This is a genomic window from Pseudomonas sp. FG1, assembly GCF_034313875.1.
In the GTDB taxonomy this organism is placed as follows: Bacteria; Pseudomonadota; Gammaproteobacteria; order Pseudomonadales; family Pseudomonadaceae; genus Aquipseudomonas; species Aquipseudomonas veronii.
This window is the reverse complement of record NZ_JAVIWP010000003.1, coordinates 101,729-127,469: the sequence shown is the minus strand read 5'-3', so window position 1 is coordinate 127,469 and position 25,741 is coordinate 101,729. Positions and strand designations below refer to the sequence as shown.

At 56.1% G+C, this 25,741-nt stretch carries 19 protein-coding genes and 5 pseudogenes; 15 read left to right on the top strand and 9 right to left on the bottom strand.

Going from position 1 to position 25,741, the window contains the following annotated elements; genetic code table 11:
* Positions 1-54 precede the first annotated feature (54 nt).
* From RGV59_RS31550 to RGV59_RS31535, 4 genes and pseudogenes are all read left to right on the top strand, one after another.
* Positions 55-462 (top strand): annotated as a pseudogene (locus RGV59_RS31550) (OprD family outer membrane porin); the annotation flags it as partial.
* Positions 450-743, top strand: a pseudogene (locus RGV59_RS31545) (transposase); the annotation flags it as partial. The pseudogenes RGV59_RS31550 and RGV59_RS31545, both read left to right, overlap by 13 nt.
* 186 nt (positions 744-929) lie before the next feature.
* On the top strand, positions 930-2,180 hold the full coding sequence (locus tag RGV59_RS31540) for a benzoate/H(+) symporter BenE family transporter (protein ID WP_004574812.1): 1,251 nt from the start codon (positions 930-932) through the stop codon (positions 2,178-2,180).
* Between the two features lie 348 nt (positions 2,181-2,528).
* Positions 2,529-3,084 (top strand): annotated as a pseudogene (locus RGV59_RS31535) (IS66 family transposase); the annotation flags it as partial.
* A 61-nt stretch (positions 3,085-3,145) separates the two neighbouring features.
* On the opposite strand, the pseudogene RGV59_RS31530 reads toward RGV59_RS31535, so the two are convergent.
* Both RGV59_RS31530 and RGV59_RS31525 read right to left on the bottom strand, forming a co-directional pair.
* A pseudogene (locus RGV59_RS31530) lies at positions 3,146-3,915 on the bottom strand (AraC family transcriptional regulator); the annotation flags it as partial.
* 75 nt (positions 3,916-3,990) lie between these two features.
* Positions 3,991-4,536, bottom strand: coding sequence for a recombinase family protein (locus tag RGV59_RS31525; RefSeq protein ID WP_004574810.1), 546 nt, complete (start codon positions 4,534-4,536; stop codon positions 3,991-3,993).
* Between the two features lie 122 nt (positions 4,537-4,658).
* Between RGV59_RS31525 and RGV59_RS31520 the strand changes: the two genes are divergently transcribed.
* Both RGV59_RS31520 and RGV59_RS31515 read left to right on the top strand, forming a co-directional pair.
* Positions 4,659-7,628: a Tn3 family transposase gene (locus tag RGV59_RS31520; protein ID WP_011600773.1), complete on the top strand. Its 2,970-nt coding sequence runs from the start codon at positions 4,659-4,661 to the stop codon at positions 7,626-7,628.
* Between the two features lie 23 nt (positions 7,629-7,651).
* Positions 7,652-8,374 (top strand): annotated as a pseudogene (locus tag RGV59_RS31515) (endonuclease); the annotation flags it as partial.
* A gap of 178 nt (positions 8,375-8,552) precedes the next feature.
* Here the strand turns inward: RGV59_RS31515 and RGV59_RS31510 are convergent.
* From RGV59_RS31510 to RGV59_RS31495, 4 genes are all read right to left on the bottom strand, one after another.
* Complete coding sequence (locus RGV59_RS31510) at positions 8,553-8,843, bottom strand: hypothetical protein (RefSeq protein ID WP_011077912.1); 291 nt, start codon at positions 8,841-8,843, stop codon at positions 8,553-8,555.
* Positions 8,844-9,018: 175 nt separating this feature from the next.
* Positions 9,019-9,990 (bottom strand): DNA replication terminus site-binding protein, encoded by a 972-nt coding sequence (locus tag RGV59_RS31505; RefSeq protein WP_011077913.1) that lies wholly within the window; start codon positions 9,988-9,990, stop codon positions 9,019-9,021.
* Positions 9,991-10,188: 198 nt separating this feature from the next.
* Positions 10,189-10,374, bottom strand: coding sequence for a hypothetical protein (locus RGV59_RS31500; RefSeq protein WP_043094363.1), 186 nt, complete (start codon positions 10,372-10,374; stop codon positions 10,189-10,191).
* Between the two features lie 59 nt (positions 10,375-10,433).
* Entirely contained in the window at positions 10,434-11,936 is a 1,503-nt protein-coding gene (locus RGV59_RS31495; protein WP_099170364.1) for a 3'-5' exonuclease, read from the bottom strand.
* A gap of 147 nt (positions 11,937-12,083) precedes the next feature.
* Here RGV59_RS31495 and RGV59_RS31490 point away from each other — a divergent pair, with 147 nt between their 5' ends.
* Together RGV59_RS31490 and RGV59_RS31485 are read left to right on the top strand one after the other, a co-directional pair.
* Positions 12,084-12,404 (top strand): hypothetical protein, encoded by a 321-nt coding sequence (locus tag RGV59_RS31490; RefSeq protein ID WP_141562847.1) that lies wholly within the window; start codon positions 12,084-12,086, stop codon positions 12,402-12,404.
* Between the two features lie 100 nt (positions 12,405-12,504).
* The gene (locus RGV59_RS31485; protein ID WP_016502326.1) at positions 12,505-12,846 is read left to right on the top strand and encodes a hypothetical protein; all 342 of its coding nucleotides are present in this window, start codon (positions 12,505-12,507) and stop codon (positions 12,844-12,846) included.
* 169 nt (positions 12,847-13,015) lie between these two features.
* Here the strand turns inward: RGV59_RS31485 and RGV59_RS31480 are convergent, their stop codons facing one another.
* Positions 13,016-13,882 carry a replication initiation protein gene (locus RGV59_RS31480; RefSeq protein ID WP_011154372.1) on the bottom strand — a complete coding sequence of 289 codons (867 nt, stop codon included), beginning with the start codon at positions 13,880-13,882 and terminating at the stop codon, positions 13,016-13,018.
* Positions 13,883-14,928: 1,046 nt separating this feature from the next.
* On the opposite strand from RGV59_RS31480, the gene RGV59_RS31475 reads away from it, so the two are divergent.
* The 4 genes from RGV59_RS31475 (at position 14,929) to RGV59_RS31460 (ending at position 18,623) form a co-directional block, all read left to right on the top strand.
* Complete coding sequence (locus RGV59_RS31475) at positions 14,929-15,408, top strand: hypothetical protein (RefSeq protein ID WP_011600724.1); 480 nt, start codon at positions 14,929-14,931, stop codon at positions 15,406-15,408.
* A gap of 209 nt (positions 15,409-15,617) precedes the next feature.
* Positions 15,618-16,751 (top strand): ParA family protein, encoded by a 1,134-nt coding sequence (locus tag RGV59_RS31470; protein ID WP_011600725.1) that lies wholly within the window; start codon positions 15,618-15,620, stop codon positions 16,749-16,751.
* Positions 16,752-16,906: 155 nt separating this feature from the next.
* Positions 16,907-17,923, top strand: coding sequence for a ParB/RepB/Spo0J family partition protein (locus RGV59_RS31465; RefSeq protein ID WP_011600726.1), 1,017 nt, complete (start codon positions 16,907-16,909; stop codon positions 17,921-17,923).
* 394 nt (positions 17,924-18,317) lie between these two features.
* Positions 18,318-18,623, top strand: coding sequence for a hypothetical protein (locus tag RGV59_RS31460; RefSeq protein WP_011600727.1), 306 nt, complete (start codon positions 18,318-18,320; stop codon positions 18,621-18,623).
* A 1,011-nt stretch (positions 18,624-19,634) separates the two neighbouring features.
* Here RGV59_RS31460 and istB read toward each other — a convergent pair.
* Both istB and istA read right to left on the bottom strand, forming a co-directional pair.
* On the bottom strand, positions 19,635-20,438 hold the full coding sequence (gene istB / locus RGV59_RS31455) for an IS21-like element ISPst3 family helper ATPase IstB (RefSeq protein WP_029309271.1): 804 nt from the start codon (positions 20,436-20,438) through the stop codon (positions 19,635-19,637).
* Positions 20,431-21,930: an IS21 family transposase gene (gene istA / locus RGV59_RS31450; protein ID WP_102053904.1), complete on the bottom strand. Its 1,500-nt coding sequence runs from the start codon at positions 21,928-21,930 to the stop codon at positions 20,431-20,433. Before istA ends, istB begins: the two co-directional genes overlap by 8 nt.
* A gap of 176 nt (positions 21,931-22,106) precedes the next feature.
* Between istA and RGV59_RS31445 the strand changes: the two genes are divergently transcribed.
* The 3 genes from RGV59_RS31445 to iscB all read left to right on the top strand — a co-directional run bounded on the left by RGV59_RS31445 (position 22,107) and on the right by iscB (position 25,715).
* Positions 22,107-23,012 (top strand): TrbC family F-type conjugative pilus assembly protein, encoded by a 906-nt coding sequence (locus RGV59_RS31445; RefSeq protein ID WP_322247160.1) that lies wholly within the window; start codon positions 22,107-22,109, stop codon positions 23,010-23,012.
* A gap of 34 nt (positions 23,013-23,046) precedes the next feature.
* Positions 23,047-24,051, top strand: coding sequence for a TraU family protein (locus RGV59_RS31440; protein ID WP_033050424.1), 1,005 nt, complete (start codon positions 23,047-23,049; stop codon positions 24,049-24,051).
* A gap of 323 nt (positions 24,052-24,374) precedes the next feature.
* Positions 24,375-25,715 carry an RNA-guided endonuclease IscB gene (gene iscB, locus RGV59_RS31435; protein WP_322148908.1) on the top strand — a complete coding sequence of 447 codons (1,341 nt, stop codon included), beginning with the start codon at positions 24,375-24,377 and terminating at the stop codon, positions 25,713-25,715.
* Positions 25,716-25,741 lie beyond the last annotated feature (26 nt).

Sequence of the window (25,741 nt, the reverse complement as noted above, 5' to 3'; positions counted from 1 at the left end):
AATATGTGGCATATATATGCTTTCCAAAAAACAATAAAAAAGAGCGAGTCAAAAATGAAGCAATATCCGAACCTAACCCGTCTGCTGGTGTGTGTGAGCGCCAGTCTGCCGCTCAGTACCCTAGCCGCTGAAGGCGGTTTCATCGAAGACACCACGGCGACGCTGCAAGCGCGCAACTATTATTTCAGTCGGGATTTCTCGGACATTGAGGGCCCCAACCAGCAGTCCAAGGCCGAAGAGTGGGCGCAGGGCTTCATTCTCAGAGTGAATTCTGGCTACACCCAGGGCACAGTCGGTTTCGGCGTCGACCTGCTGTGAATGCTGGGCATTAAACTCGACAGTAGCCGCGAGAGGGTGAATACCGGCTTGCTACCCCTGGATAGCGGCGAGGCGGTCGATGACTTCAGCCGCCTTGGAGCGGCGCTAAAGGTGCGCCTGTCGCAGACCGAACTGAAGGCCGGGAGGTGATCTGGCAGATTGCGGCCCGCCGCAGTATGTACAAGAAGCTGAGTAAGCGCAGTGCGCTGTACAAAGCCAAGCGCAAGATCGAGAAATCCAAGGCCCAAGTGCGCGCCAAAGTCGAGCACCCGTTCCGGGTGATCAAGCGCCAATTCGGCTACGTGAAGACACGCTTCCGTGGCCTGGCGAAGAACACCGCGCAGTTGGTGACACTGTTCGCGCTGTCGAACCTGTGGATGGCGCGCCGACATTTGCTGACGAATGCAGGAGAGGTGCGTCTGTAATGCGGGAAATGGCCGGCGCGAGGTGCTCGCGCCGGCTATAAATCCGGAAAGAGGGGATGATTTGATCGTTTTTTAGCCGAATCACCGTTTTGAAATCGGCAAGGGCTGGAGTCAGCCAGAAATACCTGACTACTTCAGACCATCCCTAGGCTTTTCCGGGAGGTTCTTACTGACGGAGGAAAGACTTTGCAAACAGAGGAAAGGAATACCGCGGGTAGTGCTGAAGAAGCCAGGTCGAATCGCCTCGATAGTCACGCTCTTAGCAACGGCATCACTGCCTTTCTTTTCGGGGTGACGGGTCCCTTGGCTATCCTTATCATGGTGGGCCGTGATGGAGGTCTGAGCGATGTAGATCTCGCCTCCTGGATCTTCGGTGCCTACGGTCTCAGTGGGGTGCTGAGCCTGTACTTTTGCTGGCGATACCGGCAGCCGCTAGGGATGGCCTGGACGATCCCGGGCGCGCTGCTGCTGCCGTCGGCGCTCGACCACCTGAGCTTTGCGGAAGTCATTGGGGCCTACTGGGTAACTGCTCTACTCATCACATTACTCGGCTGGAGCGGGCTCATTAACTGTGTGATGCGCCGCATTCCAATACCCATCGTCATGGGCATGGTCGCCGGCGTTTTCCTGCCGCTGGGAGTTAAAGTTGTCACCGCGTTTACCAGTAACGCGCTGCTCGCCACCGTAAGCCTCGGAGTATTCATGCTCTTCTCCGTCTTGCCAGCGCTAGGGAGCCGACTGCCGCCGGTGCTGGCCGCGCTGCTCGCCGGTGGCGCGGTAGCTTGGACTACGGGCGGCATCGCGCCACTGGGCGTGGTGCCAACGCTCCTAGCGCGTCCTATTATGTACATGCCAGAGTTCTCGCTGCAGGCTCTGGTAGAGATGGTCATTCCGCTCATGATAACTGTGCTGGGCATTCAGAACGCACAGGGCTTTGCGGTACTGCAGCAGGTCGATCACCCACCGCCTGTGAAGGCCGTTACGGTGGGGTCCGGGCTGGGCTCGATGCTGTTCGCGGTGGTCGGTTCGGTGCCCGCCTGTCTTACCGGGCCGACCAACGCGATTCTCGTCTCCAGCGGCGCGCAGCATCGGCAGTGGATCGGCGGCATGGTCTTCGCTGTCTTAATGATTATTTTTGGCCTTTTTGCACCGGTCGCAACAGCCGTTGCGTTGGCGGTGCCGCTGGCCTTGATTGGGCTAATCGGCGGACTGGCCATGATCCGGGCGTTGCAGGGCGCTTTCCAAGGCGCCTTTTGCGGCGAGTGTCCGCTTGGTGCTCTGGTCGCCTTTGTGGTGTCGGTGGCCGGTGTACCAATTCTGAATATAGGCGCTCCGTTTTGGGGTCTCGTGTTCGCATTCATCGCGTCTTGGCTACTCGAGCGTGACAGCCTGCGTAGGGTAATGGTGCCTAAGGAAACTCTGAAAAAGACTTCCTGATTTTGTCAGAATATCCTGATGTCAACCGCCGAGTTGTCTGATGAGGCAGATGAGCCGGTTGCCGAAACGCGTTTCTTCAATTGCCACGCGGCGCCGGGGAACCTGATACGTCTTGGTGGTTTTCGTTCGGCGGTCTGCCGTCTAGCTAGGACGGCAAGCTTTCAAATATCAATGGTCATGTTAAGGGCGCCTCGTTGACCTCTACTACATACCTAAACCCGGAAACGCACATCGTTATCCTGAGGATCTCTTTGCGTCACATACCCCGAGGCAGGAGCCCTATGCGGTTATCCCGCACGTACGGATCTGAGCGGAGGGCGGCAGGTAACTGCCGTCCCTACCACGACCGATGAAACCCCGGTGCAAATGCTTGCGCCCGGCATGAAGAAGACGCAGCGGGTTTACGTGTGGCCTATGCTGCCAGCGCGTTCGCCGAGCTGCGCGCCATAGTCTATGACTTCAGTCCCAGCCGAGCCGGCGAGCATGCCCGTGCCTTCCTCGGTGACTGGAGAGGCCAGCTGGTCTGTGATGACTTCGCCGCCTACAAGTTCTGCTTCGAGCAGGGGAAGGCGTGACCAAAATCGGCTGTATGGCCCGCGGCCCACGCCCGGCGCGAGTTCTACAGCCTGCACGTGGCCAACCAGAGCCCGCTGGCCGGACAGGCCCTGCACCAATATCGGTCAGCTGTACGCCATCGAGCGCGAGGTGCGTGACTGCCGCCTGACGAGCGACGCGAATACGCCACGCACAGGCCAGACCTCTCGACGATACCCTGCACACCTGGATGCTCGCCCAGCGCGAGCGCATCCATGAAGGCACGGCCATCTCCAAGGCGCTTGACCACAGCCTCAAGCGCTGGACGGCCCTGGTGCGCTGTCTCGACAACGGCAGGGAGGTGATCGATGGTTTTTAAAAAAATCTGATGCTCTACCTGACGGCGGGGCTCAAGTCCGACAAGCAGCCAGTCAAAAGAGCGAGGACAGGCTAGACTCCCTTGAATCGATGCACTTCATCTTGTGTAGACTCAGGGTGTCGGAAGGCAGCTCGCCGAATGTGCTCCTGTATTTCTCGGCGAAACGTCCCAGATGTAAGAAGCCGTAGTCTAGGGCCACCTCAGTGATACTACGTATATTGGTAGTGGGATTGCTCAAGCAGGCACGGACGCACTCAAGCTTGCGGTTGCGAATGTAATTCATGGGCGTGGTGCCGGTATGCTTCTCGAACATGGTGTAGAGGGAGCGTGGGCTCATCAGCGCCAGCTCCGCTAACTGCTCAAGGCTGATACTCCGTTTGACATTTTCCTCAATGAACTGAACGACTCGCTCGAAACATGGGTTGCCTTCGACGAAGCCTTTGCGGCTGACATTGCTGCTGAGCGTCTCGAGCAGCTTGGTAGCGATGATCTTCGTGTAGTGCTCCGCCACCAAGGTCATCGACATGTTATGTTCCGCTTCGTCACAAACCAGTCCGATTAGATTGATGAAGCCATTAAGCTGCTGCAGGCTATGTCGGGGGGGAAACGGATACCTCCACTCGGCTTCTGCCAATTGAGCTCATTGCATGCGCTATCAATGATAACCGAGGGCAATTTGACAATGAATTTCTCGCACTCCTCCGAATAAGTCAGCTCCGCGCGGTCATCCGGGTTGATCACCAATAGTTCGCCTGGCGCAAAATAGTGCTCCAAGCCATTGCCACGCCAAAGGCAATGACCCTTGAGCAATAGCTGCAGGTGGGGGCGCCTCAGAAAAGGGATTTTAAAGTACGCTAAGCATGGGCGGGGCTGACAGCACGCGTCTGTCAGATGAACTTATGATGCCAGCACTTTGTAGACCGTCGAGCGACCAATCTTCAGTCGTTTGGCAATTTCCATCGCACTGATACCCTGACCGTGGAGCGTGAATACCTCGGCTTTGTCCACCGTAGGTTTGCGGCCAAACTTCACGCCCTTGGCCTTTGCTTCCAAACGACCTTCGTTGGTCCGTTCCAGTATCCGCAGGCGTTCGGCCTGAGCCACGGCTGACAGGATGGTCACCACCATTTTGCCCATGGTTCCCTCTGTGCTGATGCCGTCATCCAAAAATCGGATGGCCACGCCCATGTCGTCGAACTCCTTAATGAGCTGGATCATGTCCGCGGTATCGCGACCGAGCCGGTCGAGTTTTTTTACCAGGACCACATCACCTTCTTCGACCTTGAGCCGGAGCATCCTTAGGCCTTCGCGGTTCACGTGACTGCCAGATACCTTGTCGGTAAAAATTCGGGTTGCTCTGACGTTTTCAGCCTTGAGCGCCTTTATCTGTACATCAAGGGACTGTTGACTGGTGGAGACGCGGGCATAACCAAAAAGTCGCATGGCAAAATGTCTCATAAGTCGATTTTTAGATCTTCCGTCTATGAAGTAGCGATAAACGAATTAATAGACGTCTTGGGAGGATCACTTTACCGTGTCCACAAACTTATGAGAAAGGAGACTGTATGCCACGTCGTTCGATTCTTTCCGTCGCCGAGCGGGAAAGCTTACTGGCGTTGCCAGACTCCAAAGATGACCTGATTCGTCACTACTCTTTCAGCGACGCCGATCTGACCCTCATTAGTCAACGGCGCGGGTCTGCGAATCGGCTGGGCTTCGCTGTACAACTCTGTTACATGCGCTATCCCGGCGTAACGCTTGCGGTGGATGAAGAACCATTCGCGCCATTGCTGCGTTTGGTGGCCACGCAGTTGAAGGTGCCGCCTGAAGCATGGGCGGATTATGGGCAACGCGCCGAGACGCGTCGCGAGCACCTATTGGAATTACAAGCGCTTTTTGACTTTAAGCCATTCACAACACGGCATTATCGTCCCTGTGTTCATAGCCTGGATGAATTGGCATGGCAGTCCGATAAAGGCTTCGTGTTAGCGACGGAATTGGTCAAAGGGTTACGACAAAAAAACATACTGCTTCCATCACTAAGCGTCATCGAGCGCATTTGTGCTGAGGCAATCACCCGTGCCAACCGGCGCATTTACGAAACCTTGTCCGAGCCTCTTTCGAATACACATCTCGGTTGCCTCGACGGCCTGCTCAAGCGCCGAGATAAAGGCCAGACCACCTGGTTGGCCTGGCTTCGCCAGTCGCCGGTTAAACCGAACTCGCGGCACATGCTTGAACATATCGAACGCCTAAAAGCATGGCAGGCTCTTGATCTGCCTGCAGGCATTGAGCGGCTGGTTCACCAAAACCGCCTGCTCAAAATCGCCCGTGAAGGTGGCCAAATGACACCCGCTGACTTGGCTAAGTTCGAGCCGCAGCGGCGCTACGCCACCCTTGTGGCGCTGGTCATCGAGGGTATGGCCACCGTCACCGACGAAATCATCGATCTGCACGATCGTATCTTGGGCAAGCTGTTTAACGCAGCCAAGAATAAACACCAGAAACAGTTCCAGGCATCCGGCAAAGCGATCAACGCCAAGGTGCGCCTTTATGGACGCATCGGCCAAGTCCTACTGGATGCCAAGCAAAACGGTGGAGATCCGTTTGCCGCCATCGAAGCTGTCATGTCCTGGGATGCTTTTGCCAAGAGCGTCACCGAAGCGCAAAAGCTCGCGCAGCCCGAAGACTTCGATTTCCTGCATCACATTGGTGATAGCTACACCACGCTGCGCCGCTATGCGCCGCAATTTCTCGACGTACTCAAACTGCGGGCTGCGCCCGCGGCCAAGGACGTGTTCGATGGTATTGAGGTGTTGCGCGCAATGAACATCAACAACGCCCGCAAGGTTCCCGTTGATGCCCCGACCAGCTTCATCAAGAAACGCTGGAAGAAACTGGTGATAACTGACGTCGGTATCGACCGACGCTATTACGAGTTGTGCGCGCTGTCGGAACTGAAGAACGCGCTACGTTCCGGCGATATCTGGGTGCAGGGATCGCGTCAATTCAAGGATTTTGAGGACTACCTGGTACCACCCGAAAAATTCGCCCGTCTCAAGCAGACCAGTGAATTACCACTGGCCGTGGCCACCGACTGCGACAAGTACCTGCATGACCGTCTGACTCTGCTGGAAGCGCAGCTTGCCATCGTCAACCGTATGGCGTTAGCCAACGATCTTCCGGATGCCATCATCACCGAGTCTGGCTTGAAGATCACTCCGCTGGATGCGGCAGTACCAGAGACCGCGCAAGCGCTGATTGACCAAACTGCGATGGCGCTGCCGCACATCAAGATCACCGAATTGTTGTTGGAGGTGGACGAGTGGACGGGGTTCACCCGGCACTTCGCGCACCTGAAATCGGGCGACGAAGCCAAAGACAAGTACCTACTGCTGTCCACCCTCTTGGCCGATGCGATCAATCTGGGCCTGACCAAGATGGCCGAGTCTTGCCCTGGCACTACCTACGCCAAACTGTCCTGGCTGCAAGCCTGGCATATCCGTGACGAAACCTATTCGACAGCACTGGCGGAGCTGGTAAACGCGCAGTTACGGCATCCCTTTGCCACGCATTGGGGAGATGGCACCACGTCCTCGTCAGACGGCCAGAATTTCAGGACGGGAAACAAAGCCGAGAGCACCGGTCACATCAACCCGAAATATGGCAGCAGCCCAGGGCGAACGTTCTACACACATATTTCCGACCAATACGCGCCATTTCATATCAAGGTAGTCAACGTGGGACTGCGCGACTCGACCTATGTGCTAGACGGCCTGCTGTATCACGAAGCCGACCTACGCATTGAGGAACACTACACCGACACAGCAGGTTTCACCGATCACGTCTTTGGTCTGATGCACCTGCTCGGCTTTCGCTTCGCACCGCGTATCCGTGACCTGGGCGACACCAAGCTGTTCATCCCCAAGGGCAATATGACTTATGACGGGCTTAAGTCGATGATTAGCAAAGACAAGCTGGATATCAAAGCCATTCGTACCCACTGGGATGAAATCCTGCGGCTAGCCACCTCGATCAAGCAGGGCACCGTAACAGCCTCGTTGATGCTCAGGAAACTCGGCAGCTATCCGCGTCAAAACGGCCTGGCCGTCGCCCTGCGCGAATTGGGGCGCATCGAGCGCACATTGTTTATTTTAGATTGGTTGCAAAGCGTTGAGCTGCGCCGCCGCGTGAATGCTGGGCTGAACAAGGGCGAAGCGCGCAATGCGCTGGCCAGAGCTGTGTTCTTTAATCGGTTGGGCGAAATCCGTGACCGCAGTTTCGAACAGCAACGCTACCGGGCCAGCGGTCTCAACCTGGTGACCGCTGCCATAGTGCTGTGGAACACCGTTTACCTCGAGCGGTCCGCCAACGCATTGCACGGACATGGTCACGCAGTCGATGAATCGCTATTGCAGTACCTGTCGCCGCTGGGGTGGGAGCACATCAACCTGACCGGTGATTACCTGTGGCGCCGCAACACCAAGGTTGGTGCGGGAAAATTCAGACCGTTACGACGACTGCAATTGGCTTAGCGTACTTTGAAATCCCTTTTCTGAGGCGACCCCAATGGGAGCACGTCTTGCCAGCATACGCCTTCGGCAGCCAGCGGCAGTGTTGGCAGAACGGGGGGCGCAAGAACTGCATCGATACCGATCCGGTATTTCGCAAAATGGAAGCCGACATGCACAACCTTGCGGTGAGTGTTGGCGAGGTCAATGCTGACCGAAGCAATTTTCGCTATGGCGTTTTACCCTCAACACCGATGCAATACGGCGCTTGCCCGACCAGAACAGATTTTCAGCAGCGCGTGACAGAGCCTCGCGACCAGGTGAAGGGCGCGGTAGCCCGAATCTACTTCTACATGCACGACCGTTACGGGCTATCGATGTCCAGAGCACAACAGCAGTTGCTGATGGCCTGGGATCGTCAATACCCGGTGAGCGCGTGGGAACAGGAGCGTGACCGGCGGATCGCCAGAGTAATGGGGCATAGCAACCCATTCGTAACAGGTGAAAGATCCTGGAATCTCGGTATGCGAGTGAAGGGAGCGGGCACAATGGCACAGGCCATTCGGAGCGAACCAGTTCAGCACCAGGTATCTGGTGGATACGCCTCCAGCTCGCTTTCGCCGGTGATTGGCAACCGCAATAGCAATGTTTACCACCTGCCAGTGGGCTGTCCGAGCTATGAAAAAGTCGGAACGCGCAACCGGGTAGAGTTTGCGAGCGCTGCGGACGCCGAAGCTGCGGGTTTCAAACGGGCCGGAAACTGCCGATAAGGGCCGTTCGGAGGGGATATGCGGTTTTGTAGCCTTCAGGGCCAGGTTAACCCTTCCTGAGCCTCCAGGGCGCTGTGCGGTCGTTACAGCCCGTGCTGACGGGAAGCGTGAGGTGAGGGAGCGAGTTTTGCGTGCCTGGCCGGGTGTATCGTGAAGATCTCCCGGCCGGCCTCGATGATCAATCAACGGTCTGATGCTGTTTCGTTTTTGCAGTGTGCTGGGCCGGTACCGGACCAGAATGGGCTGGCGTAGTGGCCAAGGTGTGAGTAATCACCGAGCCGCTTTTGTTCGCCAGGTTCTTTGCCAGAGACTCGCGGACAACTTCCATCGTGAGTATTCGCGAGGTGGCAATCGCAGCTTTGAGGGGCTGGCCAGCTGCAACCAGTACCTCAACCATGTCCAGGGCCGTATTCACGCCGGCTTCAATTCGTTTCTCAACGCCATCAATCATCATCTTCTCGATCTCCATTTCAGGCAGCTGGCGGAATGCAAGCGGCCTCAGCAGAGCGTACGTGGTTCACCAGCTATTTGGGTAGAGCATCAAAGCGCGAGGCTAAAGGACGCATCCTAATTATTAGGCTGCTACCGAATTTAACATAACAAAGATTATAAGAAGTCTAAGCTGTTGTTTATAAAGGGTAAGTCTACTGATCAACGACGCCTTTTACTGACTCTCGGTACGTCGATAGCACCTCAGGTGTCTCTGGCGCGCCGGGCTCCTGAGCAACTGGGTCCGCAGTGGATGAGGCTACGAAAAAGCGCCCCCCAGGGAGTGCCGGCAACCGTTGCTTTACGTCTGGTCGTTTTGCTGATCGCGAGTCTCTATCGAAGTTCTTGAGGCCAACGATCCTTGCAGCGGGTTGCCCATCGAGTACGAAGAATGGAAGGTTGGCATGCAGCATTGCGTCATACCGGCTGCGCTCGGAAAACCACAGCATGGCCCGCGGATGCGGAGCGATGGGCTTTGGCACATCCAGCATATCGGTTTCAGCCATATTCGCAATGCTGCGCAGATCGATCCACTGGGGGCTATTCACCACCGGCTCGCCGGTGGCCATAGATTTTTCATGGGCCTCGGCGAGCAGCACCTCACGGACGTGGCCAACAGTGACACGCTCTTTTCCTGAGGTGTGACCGGCCCAGGTGAATGTGATCTGTCTTGGGGCAGCATCAAAAACCTGGATTGCGCGCTTCAGCTGGTTGAGGGAGAAATTTTTCCCCAGGGCCTGGCGCATGATGTGGGAACGGCGGCTGACGGCAACGTTGCGAAACACTCGCTCAGCCTCGATCGCATCCACCAGCTCGCTCTTGCAGCGGTTCACCGCCCTGCCCTCATCGAGTATCGATCCGGAGAGGATAAAGTACCCCGGCAAACGCAGCACGGTACCTGGAGCCTGGCCGAGATCGCGCTCAAACTCGCGTAACGCCTCTACAGCGGCCTTGATCGCGTCAGTTCCTGTCAGTACCTGGACGTTAATTCGAGATGGCGTCCTCTGTTCAGTGAGGAGCGGGATGCGCCATATCATCCCGCCGACAACCAATGCGGGCCACTTCTCATTGAAAGCCTCAACGGTTTCGACCAAGCGCTCGTAAGCGGAGACAATTGCGTCAGTCATCTAGGATTCCTCATAATACCACCCCTTCACTACGGCTATACCGTATGCCCTCCTCCCCCTCCGCACCATGTTAACCAGGAGCGACGCCGAGGGTGCGAAAAGCGATCTCGCGATTGAAGGGGTGGTATTATCGAGTATCCCAAAATCCGCTCATAAAAAAACCCGTTCGAAACGGGCTTTTTTTTGCTACGTGTCAGCTCAACGAATTTGGACTGCCTCAAGGGACAACAGATCCTCAATGTGATCCGCAGCATCGGCCCGCAAACGGCTCTCCAACCTTTCTCGACTGATGTGTTCAGTTTCGCTCGGCTCAACGAGCAAGACTACATAGCCTTGATTCCGCAGCTGCTGAAGCAAAGCTGCCTGGTCGCTGGAAATGGGCATGAAAATATCTCCTGTGATCAGTGGGTGATTTTCAAAAGTCGAAGAATGCTCGAGGAGCACTACGCGGCAGCCACCTGTTTCTTCCTGAAAACCATCGGGGTATTTGGCTTGCGGCCGTCACGCCGGTCGACGAATTCTTTCATGATCTCCAACATCGTCGAGTTGACAGCAAGAACTCGCATGGCGCGGGTACACGCGACGTAGAGGAGGTTCATCTCATCAATCCATGGTTCCTTTTCGTTCTCTGGATTGAATGGATCGAAGGTGAAATCCTCAGCCAGTTGCACCACATCCCACTCCAAGCCCTTCGAACGATGCGCGGTGCTGAGGGTGATGGTGGCTTCAAGCTCATCAGTGACCGCATTGCGCCGCAGCTTGGCAAACAACTCCGGGAGATCCGCGCTGTACTGCTCGATGATCTTGATCGAGCGGTTCATCTCAGGGTCTTGGCTTTCATCGGCAATCTGCTTGTAGAGATCGTAATCAGGATATTCCTGGAGGAGTTTTTTCCCCTTCACTCGGTCACGCCACCCCTTCGATAGCGCATGTAGGTCTTCAAGATCCTGGAGGTTGTAACCCTCGATCCCACCAACCCAGTAGATCTTTGCACCAGTCTCTACATTGGCCAGCGCCGTCTCGATCACTCCAACCACCGTCCGGCACAGTACGGTGCGATGTTCAAGGTCAGCAGGTAGTGCCTTGGAAACACGAGTCTCGCCGCCAAGCCCAGCCAGTTGGCGGGATTCACCCTTGAACGCGAGAACCATGTTTGCGACGTGCGCAACGGCAGACCCGAACCGAAACGACTGAGTGAGGTAGTGGACTTCCGCTTTGTCGAGCCAGGTTGCATTGAGAGCATCTACGGCCCCCCTGAAGCGGTACAGCATCTGATGGCCATCACCACAAACGACTACGCCCATTCCGTATGCCGCCTGCTGCGCAAGCACACCAGCAATCACTGGATTGATGTCCTGTGCCTCGTCTCCAAGCGCAATATCGTAACGATCCCGCAGATTTGGTTTCGAGAGTGCCCAAAGCTTGAGATAGCCATCGTGAGTGATATTCGCAGCCTCGTTTTGGATGTCGCACATTTGCAACCAAAGCTGCCTGGCTCCCTCTACGATGCTGCCGGCGGCGCGCTTCATTCGCTCCGTTTTGAGCTTGTTGACGGGGCAGTGACATAGCTCGATGTCGTCATCCGCGCTGGCCAAATAATTGTTCAGCGTCTCTTGCACGCTGCGCACCAATTCCCAGTTCTGTGAGCCGATAATTCTTGCGATGTCGGTCAGGCGCAGGTTGCTCGTGAGCTTGTGTCTGTACTTCGATCCGATCGACGCATAAGCCAAGCCGTGGGCTGTTTTGCACGTCACGTTCGGCGGAAACTTTTGCTTGGCAGCAATCTCGACGCTTTTGTTGTAGCAGAGGTAGAGCAGACGGCATTGAGGCCGAGCCTTGGCATAGCCAACAAGCGTGGTGGTCTTCCCAGTTCCAGCAAAAGCCACAAGCTTGACGATACGGGCCAACGAGTTAATCGCAGGCCCCTGTTCGTGGGTGAAGTTCATCCCTTGGATCTCCGTTCTGATATGCCTCCATGGTTGCATAGCCACGCACAAACCCAAGCAGGGGCTGCTAGCTCTGCCATCTACAGGATTTGGGTATTCCTGGAGAGGTGGCAATGTCTTCTCACACCCGGAATCAGAGCAGCAACCATGACTTACGACGAGACCCTTGCTTCCTATCAGCGTCTTCTTGAAGCCAATCCAGGGAAAGCATTGCAAATCGGCGACGATTGCTACGCGGTGCTGATCAACGGAACTTTGAGCGGGACATACGCCACCCTGGATGGGGCTGTTGATCTTGGGACAATCTTCCACTTTGATCGAGAAGCTTGGGATGCCGAATGCGAGTGTTGGGACGGCGATGTTTCTGGCATGCAAACAGCATTTTGCGTAGCCACTCCCTCCCTTGTTGAACTTCCGCCACCACCCGCGGGGAATGGCACGCCCAACCAAGGGAAAAAAGAATGCTAGGGTTCGCCGCCAATCCGATGCCGAACAAAGCCAGGGGAATTCCGTTTGGGATTTACGGGACTGCTGGCAGGATGAATGCAGATCAAGGGAGCCGTAGCTTATGACAGCCATCCAACTTTTCCAGCAGCGCCAATCGGAGCCGGTATGCACCGATCTGATTCAGATGATTCGTGACGGCATGATTCGCCGGCTCAAGCGATTTGTTGTAGAACCTTACGATGACGGCATCACCTGGGGGATTCAGACAGTCGCCATAGCAACACCTGATGCTGATGACGGCGACCAGTTTCCGGTTGTGATTGTCGACCTCCACGAAGACGACCAGGCTGCAATGTCGTTTGCCCTGAGCGTCTTCGACGCGCTCAAAAATGCAGGCCGAGCATCAGGCGAGGATGTATGCCAATGGCGGCGAAGCCTCTTCACGCTTGTACCTAATTACTGAGCGCTGCGCGCCCCAGACCGGGCCAAGAAAAACCCGCCATTAAGGCGGGTTTTTTGTGGAAGTGGCACCAAAAGGACGGCAAATGACGATTCGAATACCTAAGCGGAAAAAACCGGCACCGGCGACACTGCTCACAAAGGCACAAACGGTCGTCAGATGACGACGCAAGCTAATCTGGTTGCTCTCCTTCCTCTGCCGAAACAGCGAACAGCAGACCGGCTTCTTGTGCTTCAGCCAACTCACCCAAAGGCTTCGTGATCAGCCATTCGCTTTCTTCGGCAGGGTCATACTCAGGAAGCGGGGGAAGATCTTCAGGGTCAAGTTCCAGATTAAGCGGGAGCTGTGCGAGGTCACAGAAGGTGAACTTGATTGCGATCACCTTCCGCCCTTCCCTCCTCAACTCGTAGCTGACATCCAGATTGCTCTTAGTCTTCAGCTCCTCAACTGCCGGATCTATGACTCTCTGGCGAAGGTTGTTGAATCGTTGATAGGCATCCGACAAGCCAAGGGCGACCCGCAAGGCTTCAACCTCGATGTAGGCCCATCCAGTCTTCCGAAACTGCATCAGCATCTCGAATAGCCGGAACGAATGGCTTGAGTCCAGGCAGGCAACGCGCCGTAGATCATAGCTGGTCACTTTGCTGTACAGCATCGTGAGATAGGGCATGACATGGATGGTGAACGACAATTCAACGCGACCTTCACCATCCAGATATTTGGCCCGATCAACCCACCGCTTTCGCTCCATTCCAGACCCGTCAAAGGTCTTGATATCGCGCTCGTATAGCTCATCAGCTGCCACTTTCATCTGCTCATAGGCATGCCTGAGCTGGACGCCGTAGATATCCGAATAGTCCACGGCCGACACTGACACCTTTTTCGGCATGGGCCTTCTTGGATCGAGCTTGCTAATAGCCGCGAGGATCAATCGCTGCTCGTTGAGAGTCAGCCGGTACGATGCGGTAATCAGCGTATTGGATTTCGTGACCCGGAGCGGCTTAGGTTCCGGCTTGGTAGGTTTGGGTAAATTGGACATAACTGGCCCTACGATTAGTAACGAAACCCTACAGAGAGTTTCCCCTGTAGTCGATACCCAGGAATTTTTTAATCTCTCGACCCCAGTAACCACGGGCCCCGCAGATCACCGCCTGTTCACTTGGCTCGGCATCGCATGAATCTGTAGTCGATAGATAGCAGCCGTAATTTGTAGTCGATAGGCTTCCGTCCACCCCGTACAACAGCCGTAATCTGTAGTCGATGGTCCGCGGCACCTTCGATCCGCAGCCGTAATCTGTAGTCGATAGCAAAGAATTTGGTGGCACTGCTACGGGCAAAGGCCGTCCAGGCATAGCCGTAATCTGTAGTCGTATCGAGCAAATGGCTGCTATCGCAGCCGTAATCTGTAGTCGATAGGCTCAGGTGAGGACAGGAAAGACTATTTATTGGCGATTCCACGCAGGATTGGGGCAAAACATCGAGAAACGTCAAAGAAACGGCGAATAAACATAAATATCCTTTAAAAACAAGGAGTTACAGAGTTTTTGCCGTAGGCAAAGGCCAGTCTGGCAAATTCAAAGCACAAAATGGCTTGAAATCGAGCCATAAAAACTCAAAATCGTGCTATGTGCACAACCCAACAGCCGGAATCTGTAGTCGTTAGACGCAGCCCAGGGCCTTCATCTGGCCTGTGGATAACGGCCGGAATCTGTAGTCGTCACAGCCGGAATCTGTAGTCGCATCAGCCGTAATCCATAGTCGCATCAGCCGTAATCCATAGTCGCAAAGCCGGAATCTGTAGTCGCAATGCCGTAATTTGTAGTCGATAGTCCTCTGGAGGCCCCGTGGCACAAGGGCTCCAGCCTTCTAAAAACAAGAGAACAACAAGAGAAAAACAATTAAAAGGCTTTTAAAACTGAAAAGCTGATTTTCTGAAGGTTGAGAAGCAAAGGCCAAAACCAAAGCCAAAAGCAGACTCAGAATCCGAGGGCCGTTTTTCCGACGACAATTCGGTTCGAAAGCAGCACACCCACCAGGTCGGCGAGGAGAAAATGATCCCAACCGAACACGACCTGGAGGAACCCAATGAATACTGCCGCTTTCGCGGGCGTCGCAGCTTATCTGCTCAGCATGACTGCTATAGCGCCGGAGCCGGTAAGCCTAGCTGTAGGCGTTACGACGATCGTAGACGTCCAGCAGCACTACACCATCATCGACAAGATTGGTACTTCCTACACCGGCGGGCCGGTACTTAACCTTTCAGAGTGGGAGGTCAACCTCGAGGGTGTCACTGACATTCAGCTGGCCTTCAACGCTGAAGGGGTCCTGGATGTCGCTACGGTAAAAGCTGACAAGCTCCACCTGGAGGAGGTGCTGAATGGCTTGAGGAGCCAGCTGCAAATCAGCACTGATGAATCCAGCCTTGGCTTTGAGAACGTGACTTTCTTGTCTGGCTCCACCGAGGTGGTTGTCGAATCGCATCCCCTGGACACCCAATTCACAGTCAATTACATCAGCGCCGACTTCAAACGCGCACGCACCCAAGCTCAAAAACAGTACGCCTAATTAATTCACAGAACAGCCCTCCTCTTTCCATACAAAAACCAGTTCGCTTCAAACCATAAAAAACAGCCATAAACCCGAACTGATCGGCAGGATACCTAGCCATCAGTTCGGGATAAGCAGCGGAAAAAAGGCCCGTACCATGATTTAGCCTTGAAAATATGGCGTTACGTATTATCATCCCCCTGTATTCAGCAAATGCAGGGATTGTCATGCAGCAGTCAAGCGAGCAGTTTGAAGAAGAAACGGTCAACTACACCGACTTCGACGCCCTCCTCTATCCTCCCCAGTTCGCGGCCGACTGCTTCGGCCTTACCACCCGTCGCCTCAAAGATATTGAAGACGAAAACGGCATCGAGATTCGCCGGGTTCCGCGAGGAACTGTCACCTCAAGGGCTTATACGCTTCGCGATATTTTTGACATCGCTGCGCTTCGCCGAGCGAAAGGCTACGCAAAGGGACTGCCTCGGCAGATTGTTATCTCAACGTTCGTGCAGAAAGGCGGTACCGGAAAGACGACAACCTCAGTCAACTTTGCTGTATTCCTTCAGCTTGCAGGTCTGCGGGTGCTTTGCGTTGATAACGATCCTCAGGGCGATTCGTCCAGCGTGTTTGGCTACGATCCAGATCTCGCACTATCAGATCTCGAGGCGATGGGAATACCAGCAGATCGCTATGTCGCCGGCCATTTTGGCAGCCTCCTGAGTCCCGATCTCCGGGTGAGATGCTTTGATCCGATGACTTTCGAGGAAGTCGTCAAGAAGCCATTCGGTGAGAACGGGCCACACCTGATTCCTGCCGATGCATATCTGGAAGACCTGGCCGTGGCACTCGATGCCGAAAACAATATGGACTTCTGGTATGCAGGGTGGCTTGAGCGGGCGCGTAGCGGAGAAATCCCAGGTGTCGATATCTCCTCCTATGATGTGATTCTGTTCGACAACGCGCCTACCGCCTCCAGGCTCACCAAGAACTCCATTGTTGCCAGCGACTTTGTGCTCTGCCCTGTACGGATGGATAAGTTTTCATTCAGGGCGCTGATGCGGCTAAACGACTGGATGGTTCGATTTGCGAAAGCATATCGCCGCTCTCCGGGAGTGCTCGCTATCCCTACGATGTTCATCCGCAACCGCAAACGCATCCTCAACAACCTGGTCGTCCTGAACGATCTTTTCCCTGGTCGGGTATCTGAAGAAAAACTCTATTACTCCGAGGATTACGGTAAAGCGCTTGATCAAGGCGTTCCCCTGCTGGTCTGGAAAGGTGCCTCTTCCAAGACTATTGACTCGATGCGCAGTGTTTTCGGTGAGGCGTTGAAACGAATACGCGATCTGGCCGCTCAGTGATTTGAGGTGGTGCTCGGAGCACCAGAGCCGTTAGATTTGAGTGGTGCTCGGAGCACCACTCAGCGAGTTCAGAAAATGGTGGTGCTCGGAGCACCACTTATAACTTGAGAATATGAGTGGTGCTCGGAGCACCACCACTAGGTTTCGGAGGAAGTATGGCCAAGTCGGAGGATTACCCAGGTCAAAAAAAGACCCCCCCTCTTTGGGTCACCGGGGTTCGCCCGCCAGCGGAAATTGCTGAGCCGAATCTCAGGGTTTCCGTTGCAGACATGCTCGCAGCGCAAAGGGCGGAACAGGAGGACAGCGCTCCAGTTCCAACCCCGGTTGCAGCTCCAACGCCAGGCCATAGCGATGAATCTCTTGCCGCAAGTGATAGCGGCGTCCTCGCTGAAGTAAGGGTCGAGTCGATTCGGGTATCTCCCTTTCAGCCTCGCCTGACCTTCAGCGAGGCTGCTATTGAGGATCTGGCGAACTCGATCGCCTCTGTTGGGCTGGTAAAGCCGTTGACGGTTCGTCCTATAGGGGAAGGAGCGTATGAGCTGATCGGCGGCGAGCGTCGTTGGCGTGCTCACAAGCTGCTGGGCAGAGAAACCGTCACCGCCTATGTTCGCTCCGTTACGGATGCAATGGCGAAAATCCTGGCCTTGACCGACAACGAGGGACAGGAAGCTCTAACCGAGTATGAGCGCGGTCGTTCCTATGCCGCGATTATGCGAGCTGGGGAAGAAAGTTCGATTCGTGCTCTGGCGCGCAGAGTAGGGGTCAACCATTCGATAGTTAGCAGATGCCTTCTCCTAATGGATCTGCCAGAGGAGGTTCGAGCGATACTCGACACGAATCCAGGGCTTATCGGTGGGAAATGGGCAAAAGACTTCATTGAATTCAGTCGTACCGAGCCGGCGCTGCTTCTGCAAGCAGTTACCTCTATGCGCGATCATCAATGGACGCAGGAACATGCTCTTCGGTGGTTAGCGAAGGAGGTTGCCTCGCGTGATCAGCAGAAAACGCCGAGCAAGTTCACCGACAAAGAGATCAGTGGGATAGGCAAGGTTCGTGTAGATGGGAAAAAGTTCGAGCTTCGATGCGAGAAAACTGTCGACGCGAAGCGGCTGGCTGAACAATTTGAGGCCTTTTTGAAGACCATAGATCGCTCCCTCATTGCAAGCGAATGATTATCAATTATATTGTAATGAATGATTTCAGACGCGAAACTGGTTAGAAAACGTGAACACGAAGGCGAAGTGCCATGACAGAATATGGTTTTTCAGACTTCGAGATAGGGATATATGGCAACCGCAGTCGCGCAACCAGAACTCAGAGTGGTGCAACCGCAGACACGATTCACCGCTCTCGCACAGCTGCCAAAGATTGAGCCTGAGCATTTGCTCGGCCTAAGCCGTATCGAGCTGTTTTCAGTGATTTCAGAGCACTGGCTGAAGTGTTCAGCCCCCGCGCGGATTCACATGTTGAGCAGCGAAGATCGGTTCATCCGCGGCGAGGCGCGGGCTCAAAACAAAGCATTAAGCGTCACGCAAATTTGCGCAGACCAAGCGCCAGGGGTTATCTATGAGCAATTCAACCAAACACCGTATCTCGCTGGCGTATGAGCACGAAGGTGAGGTGCGGCAGGCTTCAGCTGAGTTGAACCTAACGAAGGCGAGCATCATCTTCAGCGGGCTTCCGAGCATAAAATTCCAGGTTTCTCTAAGCGATCCTGAGCAAGTCATATTGCAGTTGCCCACAGACCGCAAAGGAAAAAAGCCAACGGTGTCTTGCGACATCTCCTCGATTCCTGAGCTGGAAGCGGCGATGGGGGAGGTGCGTAGGCAAGGCTGGCTAAGGCCGAAGGTGTCAGTGAGTGAGTGTGAGTGAACCGAGGCCGATGCCATGCTCTGAGGTCGAGGCGCTTGAAATCGATATCCAGGAAGCTCACAAGCGCACCCCTTTGCAGGAATCGCAATTGACCGCCCAGATCATTCGCTACTCTGGTTGCTTGAGTACGCACGGAGAGTAGGCCGAGAGCCGCAGGCCTAGCACAGAAGCTCCAAGGGAGGCTGTCCACGCGCTGTCCCAGGCTCCGGACAGGAAATGATCTACATAGATCTCCGCGATAACCTATGCTTCAACCACAGCCAGCTCACTTTCCTTCTGTAGGAAGGGATCGAGCTTACGGCGGTCAAAAAACTCAAAAAGCATCAAATTAATGAAACTTATCACGCCTTAAATGGTCAGTGATGGCCTAATGTTTGCTGTAGGCATGGCCCTAGCTTATGCTGTGCTATGAGACAACTTTTTTATAGGTGTTGCCGTTCTGCAACCAGTTTACGAGCTGAAAAGATGACGAACTTTTGACGCCGTTTTTTGTGTGGTGGTGCAGAACTGTATATTTATACACTGATTAGCATGCAGCCTTTGCCTTGACAGAAAATACCGAGATTCAGCCATGATCACAAAGATGCCGCCTCATGTAGTCAGAAGCTTTCCCTACTGGGAGACGCCACCGGAGCCGGGCCAGGATTTACATGAATTGAAATGGGGTGTCATGGAAGTCCTTTCAGACAAGTCGCTTAGATTCGTTGACACAAAACCAGATCAAGAAGCTCTCGAGGAATTAATAAGCCAACTTCAAGAGAAGATTTAATATTGATTTAGATTTATTGTCCTGGGCTTCTGTAGATCACAACCCCTGTGTTGGCGCTGATGGAAAATTGACCCACCCTGCCGATTGAAATTTGACCCAGGGCGGATTGCTGATTTTGTTACCAGCAACTGTGGATAAGTCTACCAGCGCAGCTGCTGTTGCCCCCACTCCTTCGCTAGCCCAGTTCAGTTGTTTAAGACCTGCCACACGCAGCCATGTAGCAGGCCGTCGTCGCCATGAAATCAGAACGGCTCATCGTCCTCCGGTTCCTGGCTGCCCTTACGCTTTCGCTCCCGTGATTTGATCTTGGCCTGGGCCGCCAAGCTACTGTGTTGCAGGCGATAGGACTCGTTACCGGTTTCGACGATGTGGCAGTGGTGGGTCAGCCGATCCAGCAGGGCGGTGGTCATCTTGGCGTCGCCGAACACGCTCGACCATTCGGCGAAGCTCAGGTTGGTGGTGATCACCACGCTGGTGTGTTCGTACAGCTTGGACAGCAGGTGAAACAGCAACGCACCGCCAGCCTGGCTGAACGGCAGATAACCCAGTTCGTCGAGGATGACCAGATCCATGCGCAGCAGTGCCTGGGCGATCCGCCCGGCTTTGCCGTCGTGTTTTTCGCGCTCCAGCAGATTGACCAGATCGACCGTGGAGTAGAAGCGCACGCGCTTACCGTGCCGGGTGATGCCGGACACGGCCAGCGCGGTGGCTAGGTGGGTTTTACCGGTGCCTGGCCCACCGATCAGCACCACGTTCTGCGCGGTGTCGGTAAAGCTCAGGTTGGCCAGCTCGCTGATCAAGCGAGCGTCGGCGCTGGAGGCGCTGAAGTCGAAGCCGGCCAGATCGCGGTGCATCGGCAGCTTGGCCATGTTCATCTGGTGGCTAACCGAGCGCATGGCGCGATCTGTGTGCTCTTGTTCCAGCAGGTGTTCGAGCAGCCACTTGGACGAGGCTGTGTTCGACTCACCCTGTGCAGTTAACTCCGCCCAGGCCGTGGCCATGCCGTGCAGGCGCAGCTCCTTGAGTTCCGCCATCAAATCACGCATGACCGACCTCCTCGGCCTGGCCACGCAGGCGGTCGTAGCGCGCCGTGTTAGCGACGGGGGCTTCCTTGAGCGACAAGTGGGTTTCGACGCTGGGTGGTGGTTCGGATGCTGTCAGCCGTGCCACGACATTGAGGATGTGTTCGGCGCTCAGGCTGCCGCTCTCCAGTACCAGCTCAACGGCTACCAGCACGGCATCGAGTCCGGCGACCGGTACGGCAGCCAGGACTTGCGCCATGATCCGGTCACCGCCGGCATGACGCCCCAGGCCGTGCTTAAGCTGACGCAGCGGCACCGGCAGATCAGCAAAGGGCGCTCCGTTGCGCAGCGCGCCGGGCTTGCGCTCAATCAGCGGGATGTAGTGCTGCCAGTCGTAGCTGACCTGGTCGCGATCCAGCAAGCGCGCATGGCTGGCTATCAGCGCATCATCGGCCACCACCTCGATGCGGGTCGGATACAAACGGCTGCTGACCCACTTACCCGCGTACTCACACGGCACCGAGTAGCGGTTGCGCCCGACGCTGACCAGGCAGGTGCTGGAGACCCGCGCAGGCCGCTCGACGTAACCGTCGAATGGCGCTGGCACAGGCATCAGTTCAGCGCGCTCCAACTCCAGCACTTCGGCCACACTCAGCCCGCTGTATTGAGGGTGCGTCAGCTCGTTCCAAAGCGCGCGGCAGCGCTGGCCCAGCCAGGCATTGAGTTCCTCGAAGGAGTGAAACTGGCAGTCCTGGGCGTCTAGCCAGATACGCCTGCGGCTGTCTTGCACGTTCTTTTCAACGATGCCCTTTTCCCAACCAGCGGCGACGTTGCAGAAGTCCGGATCGAACAGGTAATGCGCGCACATCACCGCAAAGCGCGCATTCACCGCCCGGCCTTTGCCCTTATTGACCCTGTCGACGGCGGTCTTCATGTTGTCGTAGATGCCCCGGCGCGGCACGCCGCCCAAGGAGCCGAACGAGCGTGTATGGGCGTCAAATAACATCTCATGGCCCTGGCTCGGATACGCCACAAGCCAGAACGCACGGCTGGCACACAGCTTCAGATGTGCCACCTGCATACGCCGGTAAATGCCGCCGACCAGCAAGCCTTCCTCGCTCCAGTCAAACTGAAACGCCTCGCCAAGAGCAAAGGTCAGCGGCACAAAGGCCTGCGACGCCTTGCCCTGTCCCCCTCGCCAGGCACGGATGAACGCGGTGAGCTGGCTGTAGCCACCGTCATAACCTTCGGCTTTGATTTGCGCCAACAGCGCCTTGGCACTGCGCCGCTGTTGCTTGGGCCGCAGCGAATCGGCTTTTAGCGCCTGCTCCAGCGTGGCGTGAAAAGGGCTGAGTTTGTTGAAGATCGCGCGGCGTTGGTAGACCGGCGGCTTGGCCTCAGGTGCTCTGACCCACTTGCGAATCGTGTTGCGCGCCAACCCGGTGCGCTTGGCTATCTCATGCAGCGACAGCTTGTCGCGGAAATACATCCGGCGGATTTTGCCCATCATTTCCATACTGATCACCCTGTGTTCTCCTGCTCAAAAATTGAGCAGAAGCAGTTGAACACCTGGGTCAGTTTTCAGTCGGCAGAACAGCCTCTACTGGGTCAGTTTTCGGTCAGCGGCAACAAGATGGCTCAGATCGCGAGAAAAAACATCCCCTGGGCGATGGAAACCGCACTCTAATTTTCGTGTCGTGGTCGATGGGGGCTACTGCCCTCAAAGACATACTGCTGTCCTTTGACGGACTGCCTGGTGTTGGCATCGTTTTTCGAGGCATTCCTGATGGTATGTCGATGGGCGATGCTGTGACCAAAATGCACCTCCTCACGCAAGAGACGCAAAGCACTGTGAGTGTTCTGCTCGATCCTCTCGCATTCCAGCGTCATAGCGTTTCAGCCGTCCCCACCGTCGCTCTCGAAGCACCGAATGATGCTTTGATCGCTAAAGCTGCTGGGTCGTCCTCCGTTAGCTATATCGAGGGGGCGGTTAAGGATGGTAAGCGTGGGGATCTAGGCACTATTGGCTCTACACAGGAAATCATCGAGCCAGACCTCATGGAGGTTGCGAAACAGCGCATCGCAGAGCTGGACACCGACGCCATGAAGAAGCGAGCAATCGCTCGGTTTTGGGATAACCACAAAGGGCACCCATTGCCTCCGGTAACGGAGAGTGCGACACGCCTCGTCGACGCATCTGTCATCGTTCCCAATGACATTCTCGATAGCCAAGGAAGGGTTGTTCAGAAGGCGGGGAGGATCAATCCACTCGACATGATGCCTTTTGACCAGAAACTGGTCGTGATTGATCCGACGCAACCTTGGCAGGTTGCCCTGGCGAAGCGTGAATATGCAGACCATGGGGCAAATCTGACCGTCACTGTGATGGCGACTCAGATTCCCACTGCCTCTGGTTGGGATCTGTTCAACAGCGTTCAGGACAGCCTGGATGCGCCCTTGTACCTGCTGCCGCCTGACATGGCGGAGCGCTTCCAAATCTTTCGAGCCCCATCTGTCGTAACAGCCGACACCAAAAACTTTATCGTCCGCGAGGTTGCTCAAACAGCCTTCGAGGAGGCCAATCATGAGCATCAATAAGGTAATAACCGCCGCAATTCTGGTGATTGCAGGCATGTTTTCCCTGCCAGGGATAGCGGCTGAGGCGTCCTCTTCCGGAGAGGTGATGTGTGAGGACTCTGGCCTTTTTGGTCCGAAGTTGTTCACCGACATCTGCTGGGCGTGCCTCTTCCCAATTCGTGTTTCTGGTGTGCAAATAACCCCCGGCACAGCCCCCGCGAAGGCTACAAAAATGGTCTTCTGCATCTGCCAGGAAGGCTCATCCTCGATCTACAAGCCCGGAATCATCACTGCAATGTGGGAGCCGGCACGGATGGTTGAAACTGTCCGTAAGCCAGGCTGCTCGCCAACCCTAGGTGGTGTAACGCTGCCGCTTGGCAACAAGCGCAGCTATGGCCGACTTCGGCAGGACAACAGCACCCAGACAGGTCAGGCTGCCGGGTCGTTCTACCACGCGCATCTGTATGCATTCCCGCTACTTCAGATCCTCGATCTCTATACGCCTACCAAATGCAACCCGGACGGTTATCTCGACCTCGATATCATCTCTTTCACTGAGATCGACCCGACCTGGAACAACGGTACGTTGGCTTTCTTCCAGCACCCCGAGTCCGCGGCCGTGGCAAACCCAATCGCTATTGCGGCCTGTGCTGCCGAATCCGCGCTGGTTACCGCTCGAAAGGAACCTCTTGAGTCGCTTTGGTGGTGTACCGGTACATGGGGGAGCATCTACCCATTTGCCGGCGTAACCGTGGCGCAAGATGCAAACCGGACGACAGCATTGCTGGCTGCGCGAGTGATCGCTCAGCAACACCGCAGGGGCCTCGCTCGACGCACTATGGGTGATGAAAACGTGTGCAAGGCGGGTATCTACCCGACGATTCCGAAAAGCCAGTACAAAGTGACCCAGTTCTGGCCAAAGTCGCAGAACAGCAGAGCAATGTGGCTCGGAGAACCGCCGCAGACTTGGGAGGGTGGGCCTAGTCGGCATGTTCCAGGTACTGGGAACGATGCCATGTACATGTTCTGGCGATGGACAGATTGCTGCTCGAAGCTCTAATGGAGAATCCGCCCGTAAGGGCGGATTTGCGATGGTATGAGTCAACTGCCTCGTCCTGAAAATCGGGGCTTGTGAAAACAAGCTAGGTTGACCAGGGATAGCCGTAACCAACCGGCTACGTTTGCACCAGGTCGAACCGACCCACCCCGGAATGCTTCCTCAGTTCCGGGCACTGGAAGGTCGGGACCATGCTGGCGAAAGGTAAAGCGCCGAAGGTTCCGACCGCCGCGACAGCGGGAGCCGGGTGCAGACATTCCCGAGGGGAGCGAGCCGCAAGGCTCCGTCACCAGGCCCGTAAGGGCACAGTTCAAAGGAGGATCGCCGTGGCGGTCTATGTGTTGGATAAGACAGGCACGCCGTTGATGCCATGCAGCGAGAAGCGAGCGCGATTGTTGCTGGAGCGCGGTCGCGCCCGCATACACCGGCAGGTGCCGTTCGTGATCCGTCTGGTGGATCGGCGGCAGGCCGATAGCGCGCTGCAATCGCTGACGCTCAAGTTCGATCCGGGCAGCAAATTCACTGGCATTGCCTTGGTACGCCAGAAGGGCCAGCGGGTGTCTGTTCTCTCACTGATGGAATTGGCCCATCGGGGCGCAGCGATTCGCCAGGCCATGCAGCAGCGGGCGGCGTTTCGCCGTCGCCGCCGTGGTCAGAACCTGCGCCACCGCGCCCCGCGCTTCGACAACCGCACCCGGCCGGAAGGCTGGCTGCCGCCAAGCTTGCGCCACCGGTTGGACACCACGCTGGGCTGGGTCGGGAGGATGCGTAACTGGGCTCCGATCAGCGATCTGGCAGTCGAGCGGGTCAAGTTCGACATGCAGGCCATACAGAACCCGGAGATCAGCGGCGTCCAATACCAGCAGGGCGAGTTGGCCGGCTACGAGGTGCGTGAATACCTGCTGGAGAAGTGGGGCCGCTGCTGCGCCTACTGCGACGCTGAAAATACGCCGCTGGAGATCGAGCACATCGTTCCGCGCAGTGCCGGCGGCAGCGACCGGGTGCCCAACCTGACCCTGGCCTGCCGGCCCTGTAATCAGCGCAAGGGCAACCAGCCAGTCGAGGTGTTCCTGAAGGCCAGGCCAGAGCTGCTGGCCCGAATCAAGGCGAAAGCCAAAGCTCCACTTCGGGATGCCGCCGCCGTCAACGCCACCCGCAATGCCCTGTTCCGTGGCCTGCTGGATACCGGCCTGTCGGTCACCACGGGCACCGGGGCGCAAACCAAGTACAACCGCCGACGCCTTGATCTTCCGAAAACACATGCCCTTGATGCCGCCTGTGTCGGCGAGATCAGGGCCATCGAGCACTGGCAACGCCCCACGCTGGCGATTAAGGCCACCGGGCGGGGCGACTACCAGCGCACTCGGCTGACCACACATGGCTTTCCGAGGGGTTACCTGACTCGGCAGAAACGCCACTTCGGCTTCCAGACCGGCGATCAGGTGCGCGCCGAGGTGCCGACCGGCAAAAAGGCCGGCACTCACCTGGGGCGAGTCGCCGTGCGCAAGACCGGCAGCTTCAACATCCAGACGTCTGATGGCGTGGTTCAGGGCGTCCACCATCGCCATTTCACCCTGATTCAGCGGGCCGATGGCTACGCCTATTCCCACATCCAAACCGATAGCCCTCAATCCCAAAAGGAGGCAGCGAGAGCAGAGGTACGCTGAGCGTGCCGCGCTATCCCTTGGTCTGA